Source organism: Jatrophihabitans sp. YIM 134969, assembly GCF_054456675.1.
The window spans coordinates 1-14,695 of the sequence record NZ_JBTJEQ010000034.1 but is presented as its reverse complement, the minus strand read 5'-3'; the positions used below and the strand labels follow the sequence as shown (position 1 = coordinate 14,695).

Below are 14,695 nucleotides of genomic sequence, written 5' to 3'. Positions count from 1 at the left end.
GACATGGACGAGACGTCACGGACCACCGGCCGCCGGGTGCAGTTCGACCACTACGGCGAGGTCGACGTGCTGGAGATCGTCGAGGTGCCCCGGCCGGTCGCGGGTCCGGGCGAGGTCGTGGTGCGGATGATCGCGTCGGGCCTGCAGCCCGGTGAGGCCAAGATCCGCTCGGGCGAGCTCGACGCCGTGTTCCCGACGACCTTCCCCAGTGGGCAGGGCACCGACTTCGCGGGTGTCGTCGACGCGGTGGGCGAGGGCGTCACCGGGTTCGGCGTCGGCGACGAGGTGGTCGGCTGGTCCGACACACGGGGCGCGCACGCGGACTTCGTCGTCAGCGACGCCGAGCACCTGGTGGCCAAGCCCCTCGCGCTCGACTGGATCCGCGCCGGGTCGGTGTTCGTCGCCGGCGTGACGGCCTGGGCCGCCGTCCGGGCCGTCGCGCCTCAGGCGGGGGAGACCGTCGTCGTCAGCGGAGCCGCGGGCGGCGTGGGGTCGGTGGCCGTGCAGCTCGCGCGTCGCACGGGAGCCCGGGTGCTCGCGGTGGCGGGTGCGGGCAACGCCGGGTGGTTGCGCTCGGTCGGCGTGGAGCCCGTCGCCTACGGCGAGGGACTCGCCGACCGGCTGCGCGCGCTCGCCCCCGAGGGGATCGACGCCGTCGTCGACGCCGTCGGCGGGGGTTACGTCGACCTCGCGATCGACCTCGGCGTCGCTCCCGAGCGGATCAACACGATCATCGACTTCGAGGCCGCGGGCCGCACCGGTGCGAAGGCCGACGGCAGCACGCAGGGCAGCAGCACCGCCGTCCTGCAGGAGATGGTCGACCACGTCGCGTGGGGGCGGGTCGTGCTCCCGATCGCCGCCGTGTACCCGTTCGAACGCATCCGCGAGGCGCAGGCCGAGCTCGAGGGCGGGCACACGCACGGCAAGATCGTGGTGACCACGCTGCTCGGCGCCGACGCCGGAGCGGTCCGCCCGTCCTGAGGAGAGAACCCGTGCCGAAGCCGCCCCTGCCGCCCGAGGTGCTCGAACTGCTGGCCAAGCCCAACCCCGCGGTCATGGCGACCGTCGCCGCCGACGGCCGGCCCGTGACCGTCGCGACCTGGTACCTGCTCGAGGACGACGGCACGATCCTGCTCGGCCTCGACTCCGGCCGGGCGCGCATCAAGCACCTCGAGCACGACCCCCGGGTCTCGCTCACCGCGCTCGCCGAGGGCGACTGGTACACCCACGTCAGCGTGCAGGGGCGGGTCGGCGAGATCGTCGACGACGAGGGCCTCGCCCAGATCGACCGGCTGTCGAAGCACTACACCGGCCAGCCCTACGGCCGGCGGGACCGGCCGCGGGTCGCCACCCACCTCACCATCGAGCGCTGGCACGGCTGGAGCGGCGGCACCGCGATCGCCGACTGAGGAGACGGGCGTGTACGACCGGCTCGCCGCCTCGGTGCAGCTGCTGGAGACCGGGGTGACCGCGGGCTCGGAGCCGCTCACGCGGCGCCACCGGTTCCTGCCCGTCACCTACGACGTCGACGGCGACCTCGCCGTGACGGTGTTCCTGCACCGGAGTCACGGCGGTGCGTCGTGGGACTCGAACGTGCTGACGCGCACCGACGGGGAGTGGTGGGTCCACGGCGGCGGCGGGTCGAACGGTGCGGACCTCGACGTGCTGACCCACGTCCCGACCCGAGAATCCCTCGGCGGGTACGTGCGTTCCGACGGCGGCGGTGGCGTGTCGATCGGTGGCGGCGGGCGCTTCCGCCGGTCGCGGTGGGCGCAGCACGCCGACCTGGTTGTGACCCCCGAGGTCGCGACGGTCGAGACCCCGACCGGGCGCCGCCTGGTCCGACCCGCGCACGGGCGACTGGTGGTCCTCTGGTGGGGGCACGCGCCGCTGCCCCTCACCCTGCGCGACGCCGACGGTGCAACGCTCGCGACGGTGACGGTCGGGTCGGACCACTGAACGCCGGCGCCCGCGAAGGTGGGTGACAACGCCCTCCACGACCGCTCCGGTGGGAGACAACGTCCCCGTCGCGGGACCGTCCCGAGAAGCCCGGCGCTACCGGGGCTGGTCGGGGGCGCCCGCCGGCCACAGGTCGGTGTTGCCGCACTGTTCGGTGAGGTCGGCGGCGGCGCGCGCCGCGGCGACGAAGTCGTCGACCACGGGTGAGACGTTCGAGGCGGCGACGGCAACGGCGACCTCGTCCGGAGCCAGGTCCCGCACGGCGACGTGCACGACTTCCGGGTGGGCGTGGAACACCCGCGTCGACCGGGGCAGGAACGAGATGCCCCGGCCCGCCGCGACGTGCTCGAGGGTCTCGTCGACACCGCGCACCCGGTACCCGGCGTCGGGGTGCGGGCGGCTCGTGGGCTGCGGCGTGTCGGCGGGCCAGATCAACGCCTCGCCGTCGAGGTCGGCTTCGCCGATCTCCTCCTTGCCGGCCAGCCGGTGGCCGCGGGGGAGCACGGCGACCCGGGGCTCGCGGTAGAGCGACGCGACCCGCAGTCCCGGTGCGGCGATCGGCAGCCGGACGTACGCGACGTCGATCCGCCCGTCGAGCAGCAGGTCGGCCTGGTCGTCGCCCTCGATGCGTTGCACGTCCACGGGGACGTCCGGATGTCGAGCAGCGAACAGGTTCACCGCTGGGGCGACGGCGATGCCACTGCGGAAACCCACCATCAACCGACGACCACCCCGAGCGGCCACACCGACGCGCAGGCGAGCCGCGTCGGCCGAGGCGAGGAGCAGACCCGCTTCGGTCAGCAACTGCTGCCCCGCGGCGGTGAGCGCGACCCGGTGGCTGTCGCGGGTGAACAGCTCGGCTCCGAGGTCCTTCTCCAACGCGCGGACCTGGCGACTCAAGGCCGGCTGCGCGATGTGCAACCGCTCGGCGGCGCGGCCGAAGTGCAGCGTCTCGGCGACGGCGACGAAGTAGCGCACCTTCCGGAGATCCAGATCCACGAGGCCCCCTCTGCGGCGATGCCTGCAGGTTATCGCCGTGACCACAACGGGTCTTGGACAGTGGTCCAGCCGGTGGCAACCCTGGGACTCGCACGTTCGCAGCGACCACCACCAGGAGCACACCCCATGACCACCGTCAGCATCATCGGTTCCGGCACCATGGCCGGCGTCATCGCCACCCGCGCGGCGCAGCACGGCCACACCGTGGAGATCACCAGCCGCGACCCGGCGGCGGCGCAGGCGCTCGCCGACCGGGTCGGCCACGGAGCCGTCGTCGGCACGTTCGGTGAGCGACCGGCCGGCAACCTCGTCGTCCTCGCCGTGCTCGCCCCCGGAGCGGTCGACGTCGTGACCCGCTACGGCGACGCGTTGGCCGGCAAGGTCCTGGTCGACATCACCAACCCGTTCAACGCCGACGGTTCCGGCGTCGTGACGAGCCCGGGGCACTCGGTCTCCGCGCAGATCGCCGCCGCTGCACCCGGGGGCACCCACGTCGTGAAGGCGTTCAACACCATCTTCAGCGGGGCCATCGCCGCGGACGGGCCGCTCGACGTCTTCTTCGCCGGGGACGACGCCGACGCCAAGGCCACGGTCGCGACGTTCCTCGGAAGCCTCGGTGCGCGTCCCCTCGACGCCGGCGACCTCGCGATGACCCACGCCCTCGAGTGGGCGGGCATCCTGCTGGTCGGCCTCGCCCGCCACGGCGCCGGCTTCGACATCGCCTTCGGGCTCGAGGCGGTCTGACCACGGCCGCGATGTCGGTGGTCGGTCCTAGCGTCCGGCACATGGCCTCACCGGTGCGCGCCCGTCCGAAGCTCGACCTCGTCATCCTCGACTGCCCGGATCCGATGGCGCTGGCGCGGTTCTACGGCGAGGTGCTCGGCTGGGAGATCGACCCGGAGTCCGCCGAGCACTTCGCGGACCTCACACCGCCCGGCGGGCGGATCAGTCGGGACAACCCCGACGGCCGCACCACGCTGTCGTTCCAACGCATCGACGACTGGGTCGCGCCGACCTGGCCGGGCGGCAGTCACCCGCAGCAGTTCCACCTCGACCTCGTGGTCGACGACATCGACGCCTCCGAGCCGGACGTCCTCGCGGCCGGTGCGCGGGTCCACGAGCACCAGCCGTCGCAGGACGGGGGGTTCCGGGTCTACCTCGACCCGGCGGGCCACCCGTTCTGCCTCATCCGCGCCTGACCGCGACCGAGCGCCGCCGGCTCAGGCGGTGACGTCGATGAGCACCTTGCCGACCGCGCCGTCCTGCACGGCCTGGTGGGCCGCCGCGGTCTCGGCGAGCGGGAACACCGTGAGCGGCAGGCCGACCTCGCGACCGACGCGGGCGGCGCCGACCTGCACGGCGGCGTTGACGTCCTCGGTCGCGATCTCCTTGGCGCGGTCGGGCTCGGTGTAGACGAGCACGAACTGCCACCGGCCGTTGACCATCATCTGGGTGCGGACCGGGATGGTGGTGGTGTCGTCGGGGTCGCCGCCGTAGATCGCGACGGCCCCGTGGAGGCCGAGGACCTCGGCGTCGACCGCCGCGTTGGCCTTGACGTTGACCTCGACCACGGTGTCGACGCCGTGCGGGACGATCTTCCTCACCTCGTGGACGACGTCCTGCGTGCGGTAGTCGATCACGTGGTCCGCGCCGGCGGCCGCGGCCAGCTGCGCCTTGGCCGGTGAGCTCACGGTGGCGATCACCGTGGCGTCGGCCCACCGGGCCAGCTGGATCGCGGCGTTGCCCACCGCGCCGGCGCCGCCCTGCACCAGGATCGTGCGGCCGGTGAGGGTGCCCTCGGCGATCCGGTCGGGCAGGTCGTCGGCGACGGTGAGGCACCGGTGCGCCGTCATGAAGGGGATGGCGAGCGCCGCGCCGAGCTCGAAGGAGGGCGCGGCGCCGAGCAGGACGGTCTGGCGGGCGGGGACGACGGTGTACTCCGCGGCCGTCCCGTACGCACGGTTCTGCGCGGCCTCCCAGATCCACACCCGCTCGCCGACCAGCACCGGGTCGACACCCTGGCCGACGGCCTCGATCGTCCCCGAGCCGTCCTGGTTCGGGCTCTTGCCGCCGGGCGGGGGAGCGGCGGTGGTCCGCGACTTCCAGTCGGTCGGGTTGACGCCGGAGAACGCGACCTTGACCAGCACCTCGCCCGGGCCGGGCTCGGGGACGGGGCGGTCATCGACCAGGTGCAGGACGGAGGCGGGGCCGGGTTCGGTGTAGATCACAGCGCGCATGCCTCAGTCCTACCCCCGGATAGGGTCGCTGCGTCCGGGCGGGTCAGGGTGAGGAGAACAGCGTGGTCACGACGGTCGACGGCGTCGAGGGCGTCCGGTCGCTGGTGGGCGAGCCGTTGGGCCCCACCGACTGGATCACGATCACGCAGGAGCAGGTCAACCAGTTCGCCGACGCCACCGACGACCACCAGTGGATCCACGTCGACGTCGAACGGGCGAAGTCCGGGCCGTTCGGCGGCCCCATCGCCCACGGCTACCTCACCCTCGCGCTGCTGCCGCAGTTCCTGCCCGGTCTGCTCGAGATCACCGGCTTCGCCATGGGGATCAACTACGGCGCGGAGCGGGTCCGCTTCCCCGCGCCCGTCCCGGTCGGGGCGCGGCTGCGCGCCACCGCCGTGGTCGACGACGTCACGGACGTCAAGGGTGGGCTGCAGATGCAGGTCACCGTCACGATCGAGATCGAGGACAACCCCAAGCCCGCCTGCGTCGCGACGGTGCTGCTGCGCCGCTACCTGTGACCGCGGCGGACGACGGCATCGTCGTCACCGGGACCGCGCAGCACGAGGCCTGGTTCGCGCGCGAGGTCCCACCCGTCGAGCGGCTGGCTGACGGTCTCTGGTCCGTGCCGGTCCCGATGCCGGCTCGCAGCCCGTTGCGCTACGTCTCGGTCCACGTCTTCGCGGTGCCGGGCGGGCTGGTCCTGCTCGACGCCGGGTGGGGCGACGACGACGGCTGGGCAGCGCTCGGCGCGGGGCTCGCCTCGATCGGTGCGGCCGTCACCGACGTACGCGGGGTGCTGGTCACCCACATGCACTGGGACCACCTCGGTCTCGCCGACCGGATCCGGCAGGCGTCGGGCGCCTGGGTCGCGCTGCACGAGGACGACCTCGCCCTCATCACCCGGCCGGAGTACCGCGACGCCGATCTCGCCGTCGCCCGCGACCACGAACGCCTCGTGCGGCTCGGCGCGAGCCCCGAGGAAGCCGCGCGTGTCGGGACCAACCCCGAGTTCTGGGAGCGGTTCGTGACGACCCCGCCGCCGGACCGGGTCCTGCGTGACGGCGACCTCGCCGACGCGCCGGGCTGGGACCTGCGGGTCGTCCACACGCCCGGTCACACCCCCGGTCACGTCTGCTTCGCCTCCGAGCGTCTCGACACGCTGTTCGCCGGTGACCACGTGCTGCCACGCATCACACCGAACATCTCCACCGAGGTGGGCGGCCCCGAGGACCCCCTCGGCCAGTACCTCAGCTCGCTGCTCACCACCTCGCGGCTGCCCCTGACCCACGTCAACCCGGCGCACGAGTGGCGTTTCGACGGCCTCGCGGCCCGCTCGATACAGATCGCCGAGCACCACGACCGCCGCCTCGCCGAGGTCGTGACCGCTGTCCGCGACCACCCCGGCACGACGCCGTGGGAGATCGCGGGACACCTCACCTGGTCGCGGTCGTGGGACCAGTACGACGGCCGGATGCGGGTCTTCGCCGTCACCGAGACCATGGCCCACGTCGCCCGCCTCGTCGCCACCGGCGACCTGCTCCCCGACGGCGGCGAGGTGCCGCGCTACCGCGTCGCGCCGGCTCGCGAGGACCGGTAGGACGCCGCCCGGAACCCTTGCCACCACGGGGAGAGCGTCACGCCGGACCCGACGTTGACCGGCGACAGGCGAACGCTCTGGTCGGCCGCCGGACACTCGAGCCGCACCGACCCGAACGCCCGCCAGGGGCCGAACGGACGCGCCGCGGCGAGGACGAACACGGCGCCTGACGCGTCGTCGGTGGATGGTGCCCGGTCGTCGCGACGAGGGAAGGCGCCGAGGTGGAACGCGGAGGTGCCGTCGACGAGCGCGATCACCGTGCCGTACGGGCCGGACGTGGGTCGGGTGCGCGGCACGACGGCGTGCCGGCCGAGCGGGCCGACGCCGGTGGTGTCGAGCAGGAGATCCTGGTCACCGTCCGGGCCGGCGACGCGGATGCCGAGGCCCAGCACGTCGGGCAGGGGTACCGGCAGGCCGAGCCCGCGCGAGAGCCGGACCAACGCCCCGTGCTCACCGGCGTCGGCGAACGGCCCCGGCCCGCCGCCGAGGCTGCGCAGCCGCGCCCGGTACACCGTGCCGACCTCGTGGATGGCCGAGCCGCGTCGCACCGACGCGACGGCGCCCGTGACGGCAGCCACGGCCCGTGTCAGTCCCACTCCCCGCCCCTACCCCGCCGGACGTGGGCCGTCACCGGGACGTGGGTAGGCCGCGAACAGCGGGCGTTGGTCCAGACCCGGCCGACGCACGCCTTCCCGTCAGGAGGAACCGTGGTCCGACCCCAGGTGCTGCTGGAACGTCTCGTCGACCGGGTGGAGCGGGCGTCCGCCCTCGATCCCGTCGCCGACGCCGCCAGCTCGGTGGTGCAGAAGCTCGGACCGGGCCGGGTCAAGAACGCCCTGAGTGGCGTCGCCGCGGGACACCCCGTCCACCCCGTGCTCGTCACGGTGCCGCTCGGGGCCTGGGTCACGGCGTCGGTGCTCGACGTCGCGGGCGAGACCGACGCCGCGCGGCGCAGCGTCGGGCTCGGCGTGCTGGCCGCGTTGCCCGCGGTGGTGACCGGCGCCTCGGACTGGGCGGAGACCGCCGGGGCCGAGAAGCGGGTGGGCCTCGTTCACGCGGCGGTGAACGACTGCGGGATCGCGCTGTACGCGGCCTCCTGGTTCGCGCGCCGCCGGGGCCACGACCGGGTCGGGGCCGTGCTCGCCGCCGCCGGGCTCGCGGTGGTGTCGGTCGGCGGATGGCTCGGTGGACACCTCACTTACGCGCAGGGGGTGGGCGTCGACACCACCGCGTTCCAGCAGTACCCCGACGACTGGACCGACGTCGGTGCGCTCAGCGACCTCGAGATCGGCCAGCCGACCCCGGTCGAGGTCGACGGCGTGTACCTCGTCGCGGTGCGGACCGAGGACGGTGTCGAGGCGCTCGCCGACCGTTGCACCCACCGCGGCGCACCGTTGCACGAGGGAACGGTCCGCGACGGCTGCATCGAATGCCCCTGGCACGGCAGTCGGTTCGACCTGTCGGACGGATCGGTGGTGCGGGGTCCGGCGACCCGGCCCCAGCCCGCCTTCGAGACCCGGGTGACGGACGGCCGCGTGGCCGTGCGCCGGGCCGGCGAGGAACGCAGCCTGCGACAGAATCCCGTGGGCGTGTGACGCGGTTCGCCACCTTCAACGTGCTGTCCGGCCGTTCCGTGGAGGACGGCCGGGTCGACGGTGACCGCTTCGCCGCCGCCGTCGCCGCCCTGGACGCCGACGTCCTCGTCATGCAGGAGGTCGACCGCGACCAGCCACGGTCAGGCGGACTCGACCTGACCGAAATCGCCGCTGAGGCCATGGGGGCGGAGCACCGGGTGTTCGCCCCGGCGCTGTACGGCACCCCGGGCCGGAGTTGGAGTCGCGCCCGCGACGGTGACGACCGTCCCGGCCCGGCGTACGGGTGCTCCCTGGTCAGCCGGCTGCCGTTGCGGGACGTCGAGGTCGTGCGCATGCCCGCCGCCCCGGTCGTCGTGCCGCTGTTCGTGCCGGGCCACGGGATGGTGGTGGCGCGCGAGGAACCGCGGGTGGCCGTCGTCGCCCGGGTGGACGTGGGCGCCGGGGTCACCGTGCTCGGGACCCACCTGCCGTTCGTCCCGGGGTGGAACCGGGCGCAGCTGCGGCGGGTGGTCAAGGCCGTCGAGCAGCGCCCGGATCCCCTGGTGTTCATGGGTGATCTCAACCTGCGCGGCAACACGCCGGCCTCGATCACCGGCTTCACGCCGCTGGTCGACGCCCCGACGTTCCCCGTCGGCAAACCCCGCTGGCAGCTGGACCACGTCCTGCTGCGCGGGCCGGTGGCCGGCCTCGGCACGGTGACCGAGGTCGGCACCCGGGCGCTGCCGGTGTCCGACCACCGCGCGGTGGTCGTCGACGTCGAGTTCTAGTCGGCCCGCCCCGAATCCCCGCCCGGTCCGACCGGGAGGTCGTGCGCGCTCGGTCCCGGCGGCGGGGTCTCGTCGTCGACCACGTACTCCGACTGCGGCACGCCGGGGTTGCCGTCGCGGACGACCTCCTCGCGGGGGCGGTCACCGTCGGTCTGGGCGTCGTGCTCGTCCGGGTCCTGCTCGGGGCGTGGCATGGGGGTACTCCTCGTGGTCGGTGGTCCGGCGTCGTCGTACCCAGCCGGAGGCTGCGACGCGACGGGCGCGAGGTAGACGCGGGTCTCGCCCGGCCACCGGGCCCGGATCTCGTCGGCCGCGTCCTGCAGGGCCCGTTCGACGTCGGCGAGGCCCATCATGGCGTCGAGCACGACCGTGCCGGTCACCAGGACGGCCTGGGGGCCGATGTAGACGGCGAGCAGTTCCGGGACGTCGACGACACCGTCGCGGTCGCAGACCCGCCTGCGCATCGCGGCGACGATGTCGGGCGAGATCGTCTGGTCGGTGAGCAGGGCGCGGTTGGCGCGCAGCAGGAACGCGGTCGTCCCCAGCAGCACCAGCCCGATGAGCAGGCTCGCGACGGCGTCGGCGCGGGCGTCGCCCGTGACCTGGTGCACCGCGAGCCCGCCGATGCCGATGAGGCCACCGAGGACCGACGCCGCGTTGTCGTAGACCAGCGTCCGGCCGCCGGCGTCGGACGTGCGGTGCAGGCCGTGCCAGAACCCGTGCCGACCGACCGCCGCCGAGCGGTTGACCGGCCGGGCCGCCGCCCACAACGCGCCGAGGTCGACCACGACGATGACGCCGAGCAGCAGGTAGCCGAGCAGGTACGCGTCCTTCGTCTCCGTCTTGCCGAGCGCGGTGACGCCGTAGTACAGCGCGACGACGCCGCCGCCGACGAACACCCCGAGCGAGGCGATCAGCGACCAGAAGAACGACTCCCGACCGTGTCCCAGCGGATGGGCCTCGGACGGTGGTCGACGGGAGCTGCGTGCCCCGACGAGCAGGAAGATCTCGACACCCGCGCCGGCGAACGACTGAGCGGCAGTCGCGACGAGCACGGCTGACCCGGTGGAGAGCGCGCCGGCGGTCAGCACGACGCCCTCGAGGACGACGAGCACGAGCGTGACGACCGTCGGCCACACCCGGGCGTGGGCGTCCTCCGCCGGGCTGACCCGGTCCAGTTGTTCGAGCGGGTCGAGGTCCTGCAGCGGTGTGGTCAGGAGCGTGCCTCGCGTGTGGCCTCGTCGTTCGCCTTCTGCAGCGCCTCGGCCAGTTCGGCCTTGGTCATCGTGCTGCGACCGTGGACGTCGGCGTCCCGCGCGAGCTCCAGCAGGTGCTCCTTCGACGCGTTCTCGTCGACCCCGCCGCGCGAGGTGCCGCGTCCCTCGCGGGCCGCGGCTCCGGTCAGCTCGGACTGCTCGTCGGACGGGCCCTTGGCGCCGCCGTCCTTCGGTTCCCAGTGGTCGCCGACCTTCTCGAAGGAGTGCTTGACCGCGCCCCACGCGGTGCGGTGCGCGCGGGCTTCGCTGTCGTACTCCTCCTCAGCGTTGCGCAGGGTGTCGACGTACGTGTCCTGCGCCTTCTGCGGCGACCGTTCGAGCGTCGACGGCAGGTCGATGTCGTCCTTCGGCATGGGGAACTCCTCACCGGGGCGGTCCGACACTCGGACACCCCTTCCGGAAGGTGTGCCCAGCTGACGCCGGTCGGCGCGGGGTGTGAGCGGGGTGCGGGGCGCCGTGAACGTTGCACCGAGCAGCGCTCAGTCGCACTCCGGACCCGTTCGAGCGCGAATCCTCTTTCACCAGAGACACTTCTGACCTCAGCAGTACCGCGGCGGGACGTGAATTCGGGGGAGACGCCGGGCGTTTCGTCCCGCATACTCGGACGACCGATCTTTCGACGGGACCAAGTGTGGGGACGATGGCCTCGACGGCGACTGACCTGCTCGACCTGGGTGCGTGGGCGCACACACCGCTGGGGGACCCGGCGCAGTGGCCGGCTGCGCTGCGGACAGCCGCCCAGCTGTGCCTGGCCTTCCCGACGTCGTGCTGCGTCCTGTGGGGCGAGAGCTCCCGTTTCCTCTACAACGACGCCATGGCGGCCGGCATCGGCATCAAGCACCCGTCGGGGATGGGGCAGCCGCTGTACGACGTCCTGCCGTTCATGTGGCGCACCCTGGGCCCGATCCTGCACGAGGTGACCCGGGCCGGGCGCGCGTTCAACGCCACCCGCTTCCCCATCCAGGTCGACCTCGGCGACGGCGTGGTGCAGTACTTCGTCGACTTCGCCCTCGTGCCGATCATCGACGGCGGCTCCGTGCGGGGCGTCTTCAGTCCCGTCGGCAACCACACGGTCACCCACCTCGACGGCCAGCACGACGCCACGGTGGCGGCGGTCGCGACGGTCCCGCAGGCAGGGTCACGGGCCGAGGTCGCGGCCCAGGTCGTGCGTCACCTCGTCAGCGCCGACGACGTCCGCTTCGCGCTCGTCTTCCTCCGGGACCCCGCGACGCAGACCCTGGTCCGCGCCGCGACCGCCGGCGCCCCGCTCCGGCCGGCGGCGACCCTCGCGGCGCTCGACGTCGCGGTGGCGCGGGGCCTGTGGCCGCTGGAGCAGATCCTGGCCGAGCGTCGCGGCCCCCAGCACATCCAGGGACCCGTGCGGGCCGCCCGGGTGACGCGGCCGCTGTGGGAGGACGCCTGGCTCGTCGCCCTGCCGGGGCCGGTCGAGGGCGTGCTGGTCCTGGGTCTCGACGCCCGCTTCGTGCTGCCCGCCGGACCGGCCGCGCTGGTGGCCCGGCTCGCGGCGGCCGTCGGCGAACGCCTGGGGCGCTGAACGGGCGTCCCGGCCGACCGGGTAGGACCGTGGGGTGAACTCCGCTCCGACCGCCCAGCTCGAGACCGAGGACACCTACCGCGTCGACGACGACTTCGACGTGCCGCCACTGGGGCGGTTCGTGCCGACGGGCGGGCAGTACGAGACCGTCACGTCGCACCTGCGGTCGGCCTACCTCGACACGCCCGACCACGCGCTGCTGCGCGCCCACGTGACGTTGCGCCGCCGTGAGGGTGACGACGACCAGGGGTGGCACCTCAAGGTGCCCGCCGGATCGTCGCGGACCGAACTCCACCGCCCGCTCGGCGACGGCCCCGAGAACGTGGCGCCGAGGGAACTGACCGCGCTCGTCGCGGGTGTCGTCGACGGCCGGGAGCTGCGACCCGCTGCGGTGATCGTGACGACCCGGGTCCGCCACCGGCTGCTCGACGCCGCCGGCGACCTGGTCCTCGAGGTCGACGACGACCGGGTGGCCGCGACGCCGTCCGGCGCGGACACCCGGCACTGGCGCGAGGTCGAGGTGGAGCTCGGCACCGGCTCGGACCGGCTGCTCGCGAAGGTGGGCAAGGCGCTGCGGGCCGCCGGTGCCTCGCCCGCGGCCGTCACGTCGAAGCTGGCCCGGACCCTCGAGGACGACACGGACGGACCGGAGCGGGTGCTCCCGGCGGCCGCGACGCTGCGGGCCTACCTCGGCGAGCAGGTCGACGCGATCGTCGCCGGGGACGTCGACCTGCGACGCGGCGCCGATCCGGTCCACCCGACCCGGGTGGCGACCCGGCGGGTCCGGAGCACGGTACGGGTGTTCGCGGACCTCGTCGATCCCGAGCGGGCCGCGTGGATCGACCGGGAACTGCAGTGGTGGGCGGGCGAGCTCGGCGCGGCACGCGACGCGCAGGTGCAGCGGGCGCGGCACCGCGAGTCGCTCGACGCCCTCGGACCCGATCTCGCGCTCGGCCCGGTGCGGGCGCGCCTCGACCAGGACACCACCGCGGCCGAGACCCGCGCCCGCGAGCGCATCGCGGTCGAACTCGACGGCGAGCGGTACCGGACGCTGTTGGCGGAGCTGCTGCGGTGGCGGACCGACCCGCCGCTCAGCCCCGCCGCCGACACCGGGCGCGGCGCACTCCGCCGCGACGCTGCCGCCGCCTCCCGCCGTGCGGACAAGCGGCTGCGCCAGGCCCTGCGTGCCGACGACGACGTGCTGCTGCACCGGGCCCGCAAGGCGGCGAAGCGCGCCCGGTACGCCCAGGAGCTGGTGGCGTCGGCCGAGGACGGCGCGAAACGCACCGAGGCCCGAGCCGCGGCCAAGCGCCACCAGCGGGTGCAGACCGTGCTGGGCGACCACCAGGACGGCGTCGTCGCCGCGGAGCTGCTGCGACGCCTGGGTGCGGAGGCGGGTGCGCGGGGCGAGAACGGGTTCACGTTCGGCGTGCTGTGGCAGCGGGAGCAGGCCCGGGCCGAGGCCGCGCGACGGCGGGCGCTGACCTTGCGCTGACAGGTCCGGGTTGACGGGTCCGGGCTGACGGGTCCGGGCTGACGTCCTGTTCGCTCTCGGCGAGCCGGAGGTCGGTCCGGACCGGCCGGGTGGGCACGCTGCCGGTCGTGCAGACACGACACATCGGCAACGACACCGTCGGCCGTCACGAGGTGGGGGCGATCGGCCTCGGCCTCATGACGTTCGACCAGACCGGTACCCAGCCGCGCGAGCAACTCGTCGACACCGTGCGCGCCGCGCTCGACGCCGGCGTCACCCTCTTCGACACCGCGGACGCCTACGGGCCGGGCGAGGAGAAGGGCGCGGAGGCGCAGGGCGAGAACGAGCGGCTCATCGCGTCGATCCTCGACGAGCTCGGCGTGCGCGACCGGGTCCTGCTCGCCACGAAGGGCGGCCACCTGCGCACCGACGGCGGCGGGTGGGACGTCGACGGCTCCGCGGCGCACCTGAAGGCGGCGGTCGACGCGTCCCTCGCGCGGCTCGGCGTCGAGCAGATCGCGATCTACCAACACCACCGCCCGGACCCCGCCGTCGACTACGCCGAGACGCTCGGTGCGCTGAAGGAGATCCACGACAGCGGCAAGGTCGCGATGGTCGGGCTCTCCAACGCCGACCCGGCCCAGATCCGGCAGGCGCACGAGGTCCTCGGCCACGCTCTGGTCAGCGTGCAGAACCAGTACTCGCCGGCGTTCCGCAGCAGCCGTCCGGAGATCGACGTCTGCGACGAACTCGGCCTCGCGTTCCTGCCCTGGAGCCCGCTCGGTGGCCTGGGCTCGGCGAAGGACCTCGCCGACAAGCACCCGGCGTTCGCGGCCGTCGCGGACGAACTCGGGGTCAGCGGCCAGCAGGTCGCACTGGCCTGGGAGCTCGCCCAGGCCCCCGTGGTCATCCCGATCCCCGGCGCCAAGCGGCCGTCCTCGATCACCGACTCCGCCGCCGCCGCCGACCTCGAGCTCACCGCCGACCAGCTCGCCCGCCTCGACGCGGAGTAACCCCACCCCGTTCTGGCGAGTGGTCACCTTCTCCACCGCCCCGCTACCGCCGCCCCGCCCCCCCCCGGATCTGGCGAGTGGTCACTTTCCCCGCCGAGTGGTCAAGAATTTCGGCTCTTGTGACGCATCTGTGGGTGGGTTCGGGGTGGTGAGATAGCAACACGCCGTTCTCTGTCTAGGTTTCTGGCTTGTCGAAGGTCAGCAACCATGAACGGAGAACGG

The 14,695-nt window shown here is 73.8% G+C and carries 17 protein-coding genes; 12 read left to right on the top strand and 5 right to left on the bottom strand.

The genetic code is table 11. The annotated features are described in order from the left end of the window. Positions 1-3: 3 nt before the first annotated feature. From ACXR2U_RS16870 to ACXR2U_RS16860, 3 genes are read left to right on the top strand one after another with little or no spacing between them, the layout of a single operon-like run. Positions 4-981 carry an NADP-dependent oxidoreductase gene (locus tag ACXR2U_RS16870; RefSeq protein ID WP_458826230.1) on the top strand — a complete coding sequence of 326 codons (978 nt, stop codon included), beginning with the start codon at positions 4-6 and terminating at the stop codon, positions 979-981. Between the two features lie 11 nt (positions 982-992). Next, on the top strand, positions 993-1,409 hold the full coding sequence (locus tag ACXR2U_RS16865; RefSeq protein WP_458826229.1) for a PPOX class F420-dependent oxidoreductase: 417 nt from the start codon (positions 993-995) through the stop codon (positions 1,407-1,409). Between the two features lie 10 nt (positions 1,410-1,419). Beyond that, on the top strand, positions 1,420-1,959 hold the full coding sequence (locus tag ACXR2U_RS16860; RefSeq protein ID WP_458826228.1) for a hypothetical protein: 540 nt from the start codon (positions 1,420-1,422) through the stop codon (positions 1,957-1,959). Between the two features lie 96 nt (positions 1,960-2,055). On the opposite strand, the gene ACXR2U_RS16855 is transcribed toward ACXR2U_RS16860, so the two are convergent. Beyond that, positions 2,056-2,958 carry a LysR family transcriptional regulator gene (locus tag ACXR2U_RS16855; protein ID WP_458826227.1) on the bottom strand — a complete coding sequence of 301 codons (903 nt, stop codon included), beginning with the start codon at positions 2,956-2,958 and terminating at the stop codon, positions 2,056-2,058. Positions 2,959-3,084: 126 nt separating this feature from the next. On the opposite strand from ACXR2U_RS16855, the gene ACXR2U_RS16850 reads away from it, so the two are divergent. Both ACXR2U_RS16850 and ACXR2U_RS16845 read left to right on the top strand, forming a co-directional pair. Further along, complete coding sequence (locus ACXR2U_RS16850; protein WP_458826226.1) at positions 3,085-3,702, top strand: NADPH-dependent F420 reductase; 618 nt, start codon at positions 3,085-3,087, stop codon at positions 3,700-3,702. 41 nt (positions 3,703-3,743) lie between these two features. Further along, positions 3,744-4,157 carry a VOC family protein gene (locus ACXR2U_RS16845; RefSeq protein WP_458826225.1) on the top strand — a complete coding sequence of 138 codons (414 nt, stop codon included), beginning with the start codon at positions 3,744-3,746 and terminating at the stop codon, positions 4,155-4,157. A gap of 21 nt (positions 4,158-4,178) precedes the next feature. Here the strand turns inward: ACXR2U_RS16845 and ACXR2U_RS16840 are convergent, their stop codons facing one another. Beyond that, the gene (locus ACXR2U_RS16840) at positions 4,179-5,195 is read right to left on the bottom strand and encodes an NADPH:quinone reductase (protein WP_458826224.1); all 1,017 of its coding nucleotides are present in this window, start codon (positions 5,193-5,195) and stop codon (positions 4,179-4,181) included. A 62-nt stretch (positions 5,196-5,257) separates the two neighbouring features. Here ACXR2U_RS16840 and ACXR2U_RS16835 point away from each other — a divergent pair, with 62 nt between their 5' ends. Further along, positions 5,258-5,713, top strand: a complete 456-nt coding sequence (locus ACXR2U_RS16835) for a MaoC family dehydratase (RefSeq protein ID WP_458826223.1) — start codon at positions 5,258-5,260, stop codon at positions 5,711-5,713. After that, positions 5,710-6,792 (top strand): MBL fold metallo-hydrolase, encoded by a 1,083-nt coding sequence (locus tag ACXR2U_RS16830; protein ID WP_458826222.1) that lies wholly within the window; start codon positions 5,710-5,712, stop codon positions 6,790-6,792. Before ACXR2U_RS16835 ends, ACXR2U_RS16830 begins: the two co-directional genes overlap by 4 nt. Here ACXR2U_RS16830 and ACXR2U_RS16825 read toward each other — a convergent pair. Next, entirely contained in the window at positions 6,759-7,388 is a 630-nt protein-coding gene (locus ACXR2U_RS16825; RefSeq protein WP_458826221.1) for a hypothetical protein, read from the bottom strand. The two genes, ACXR2U_RS16830 and ACXR2U_RS16825, sit on opposite strands and share 34 nt — an antisense overlap. 111 nt (positions 7,389-7,499) lie before the next feature. On the opposite strand from ACXR2U_RS16825, the gene ACXR2U_RS16820 reads away from it, so the two are divergent. After that, entirely contained in the window at positions 7,500-8,387 is an 888-nt protein-coding gene (locus ACXR2U_RS16820; protein ID WP_458826220.1) for a Rieske (2Fe-2S) protein, read from the top strand. Next, the gene (locus ACXR2U_RS16815) at positions 8,384-9,154 is read left to right on the top strand and encodes an endonuclease/exonuclease/phosphatase family protein (RefSeq protein WP_458826219.1); all 771 of its coding nucleotides are present in this window, start codon (positions 8,384-8,386) and stop codon (positions 9,152-9,154) included. The genes ACXR2U_RS16820 and ACXR2U_RS16815 overlap by 4 nt, the downstream gene beginning before the upstream one ends. On the opposite strand, the gene ACXR2U_RS16810 is transcribed toward ACXR2U_RS16815, so the two are convergent. Both ACXR2U_RS16810 and ACXR2U_RS16805 read right to left on the bottom strand, forming a co-directional pair. Beyond that, positions 9,151-10,293 (bottom strand): cation diffusion facilitator family transporter, encoded by a 1,143-nt coding sequence (locus ACXR2U_RS16810; protein WP_458826218.1) that lies wholly within the window; start codon positions 10,291-10,293, stop codon positions 9,151-9,153. The two genes, ACXR2U_RS16815 and ACXR2U_RS16810, sit on opposite strands and share 4 nt — an antisense overlap. Before the next feature lie 74 nt (positions 10,294-10,367). Continuing rightward, a complete protein-coding gene (locus ACXR2U_RS16805; RefSeq protein WP_458826217.1) occupies positions 10,368-10,784 on the bottom strand; it encodes a ChaB family protein in 417 nt (138 codons plus the stop codon). 287 nt (positions 10,785-11,071) lie between these two features. Between ACXR2U_RS16805 and ACXR2U_RS16800 the strand changes: the two genes are divergently transcribed. The 3 genes from ACXR2U_RS16800 (at position 11,072) to ACXR2U_RS16790 (ending at position 14,473) form a co-directional block, all read left to right on the top strand. Beyond that, positions 11,072-11,986 (top strand): hypothetical protein, encoded by a 915-nt coding sequence (locus ACXR2U_RS16800; RefSeq protein ID WP_458826216.1) that lies wholly within the window; start codon positions 11,072-11,074, stop codon positions 11,984-11,986. 34 nt (positions 11,987-12,020) lie between these two features. Next, entirely contained in the window at positions 12,021-13,481 is a 1,461-nt protein-coding gene (locus tag ACXR2U_RS16795) for a CYTH and CHAD domain-containing protein (RefSeq protein WP_458826215.1), read from the top strand. Positions 13,482-13,588: 107 nt separating this feature from the next. After that, the gene (locus ACXR2U_RS16790) at positions 13,589-14,473 is read left to right on the top strand and encodes an aldo/keto reductase (RefSeq protein WP_458826214.1); all 885 of its coding nucleotides are present in this window, start codon (positions 13,589-13,591) and stop codon (positions 14,471-14,473) included. Positions 14,474-14,695 lie beyond the last annotated feature (222 nt).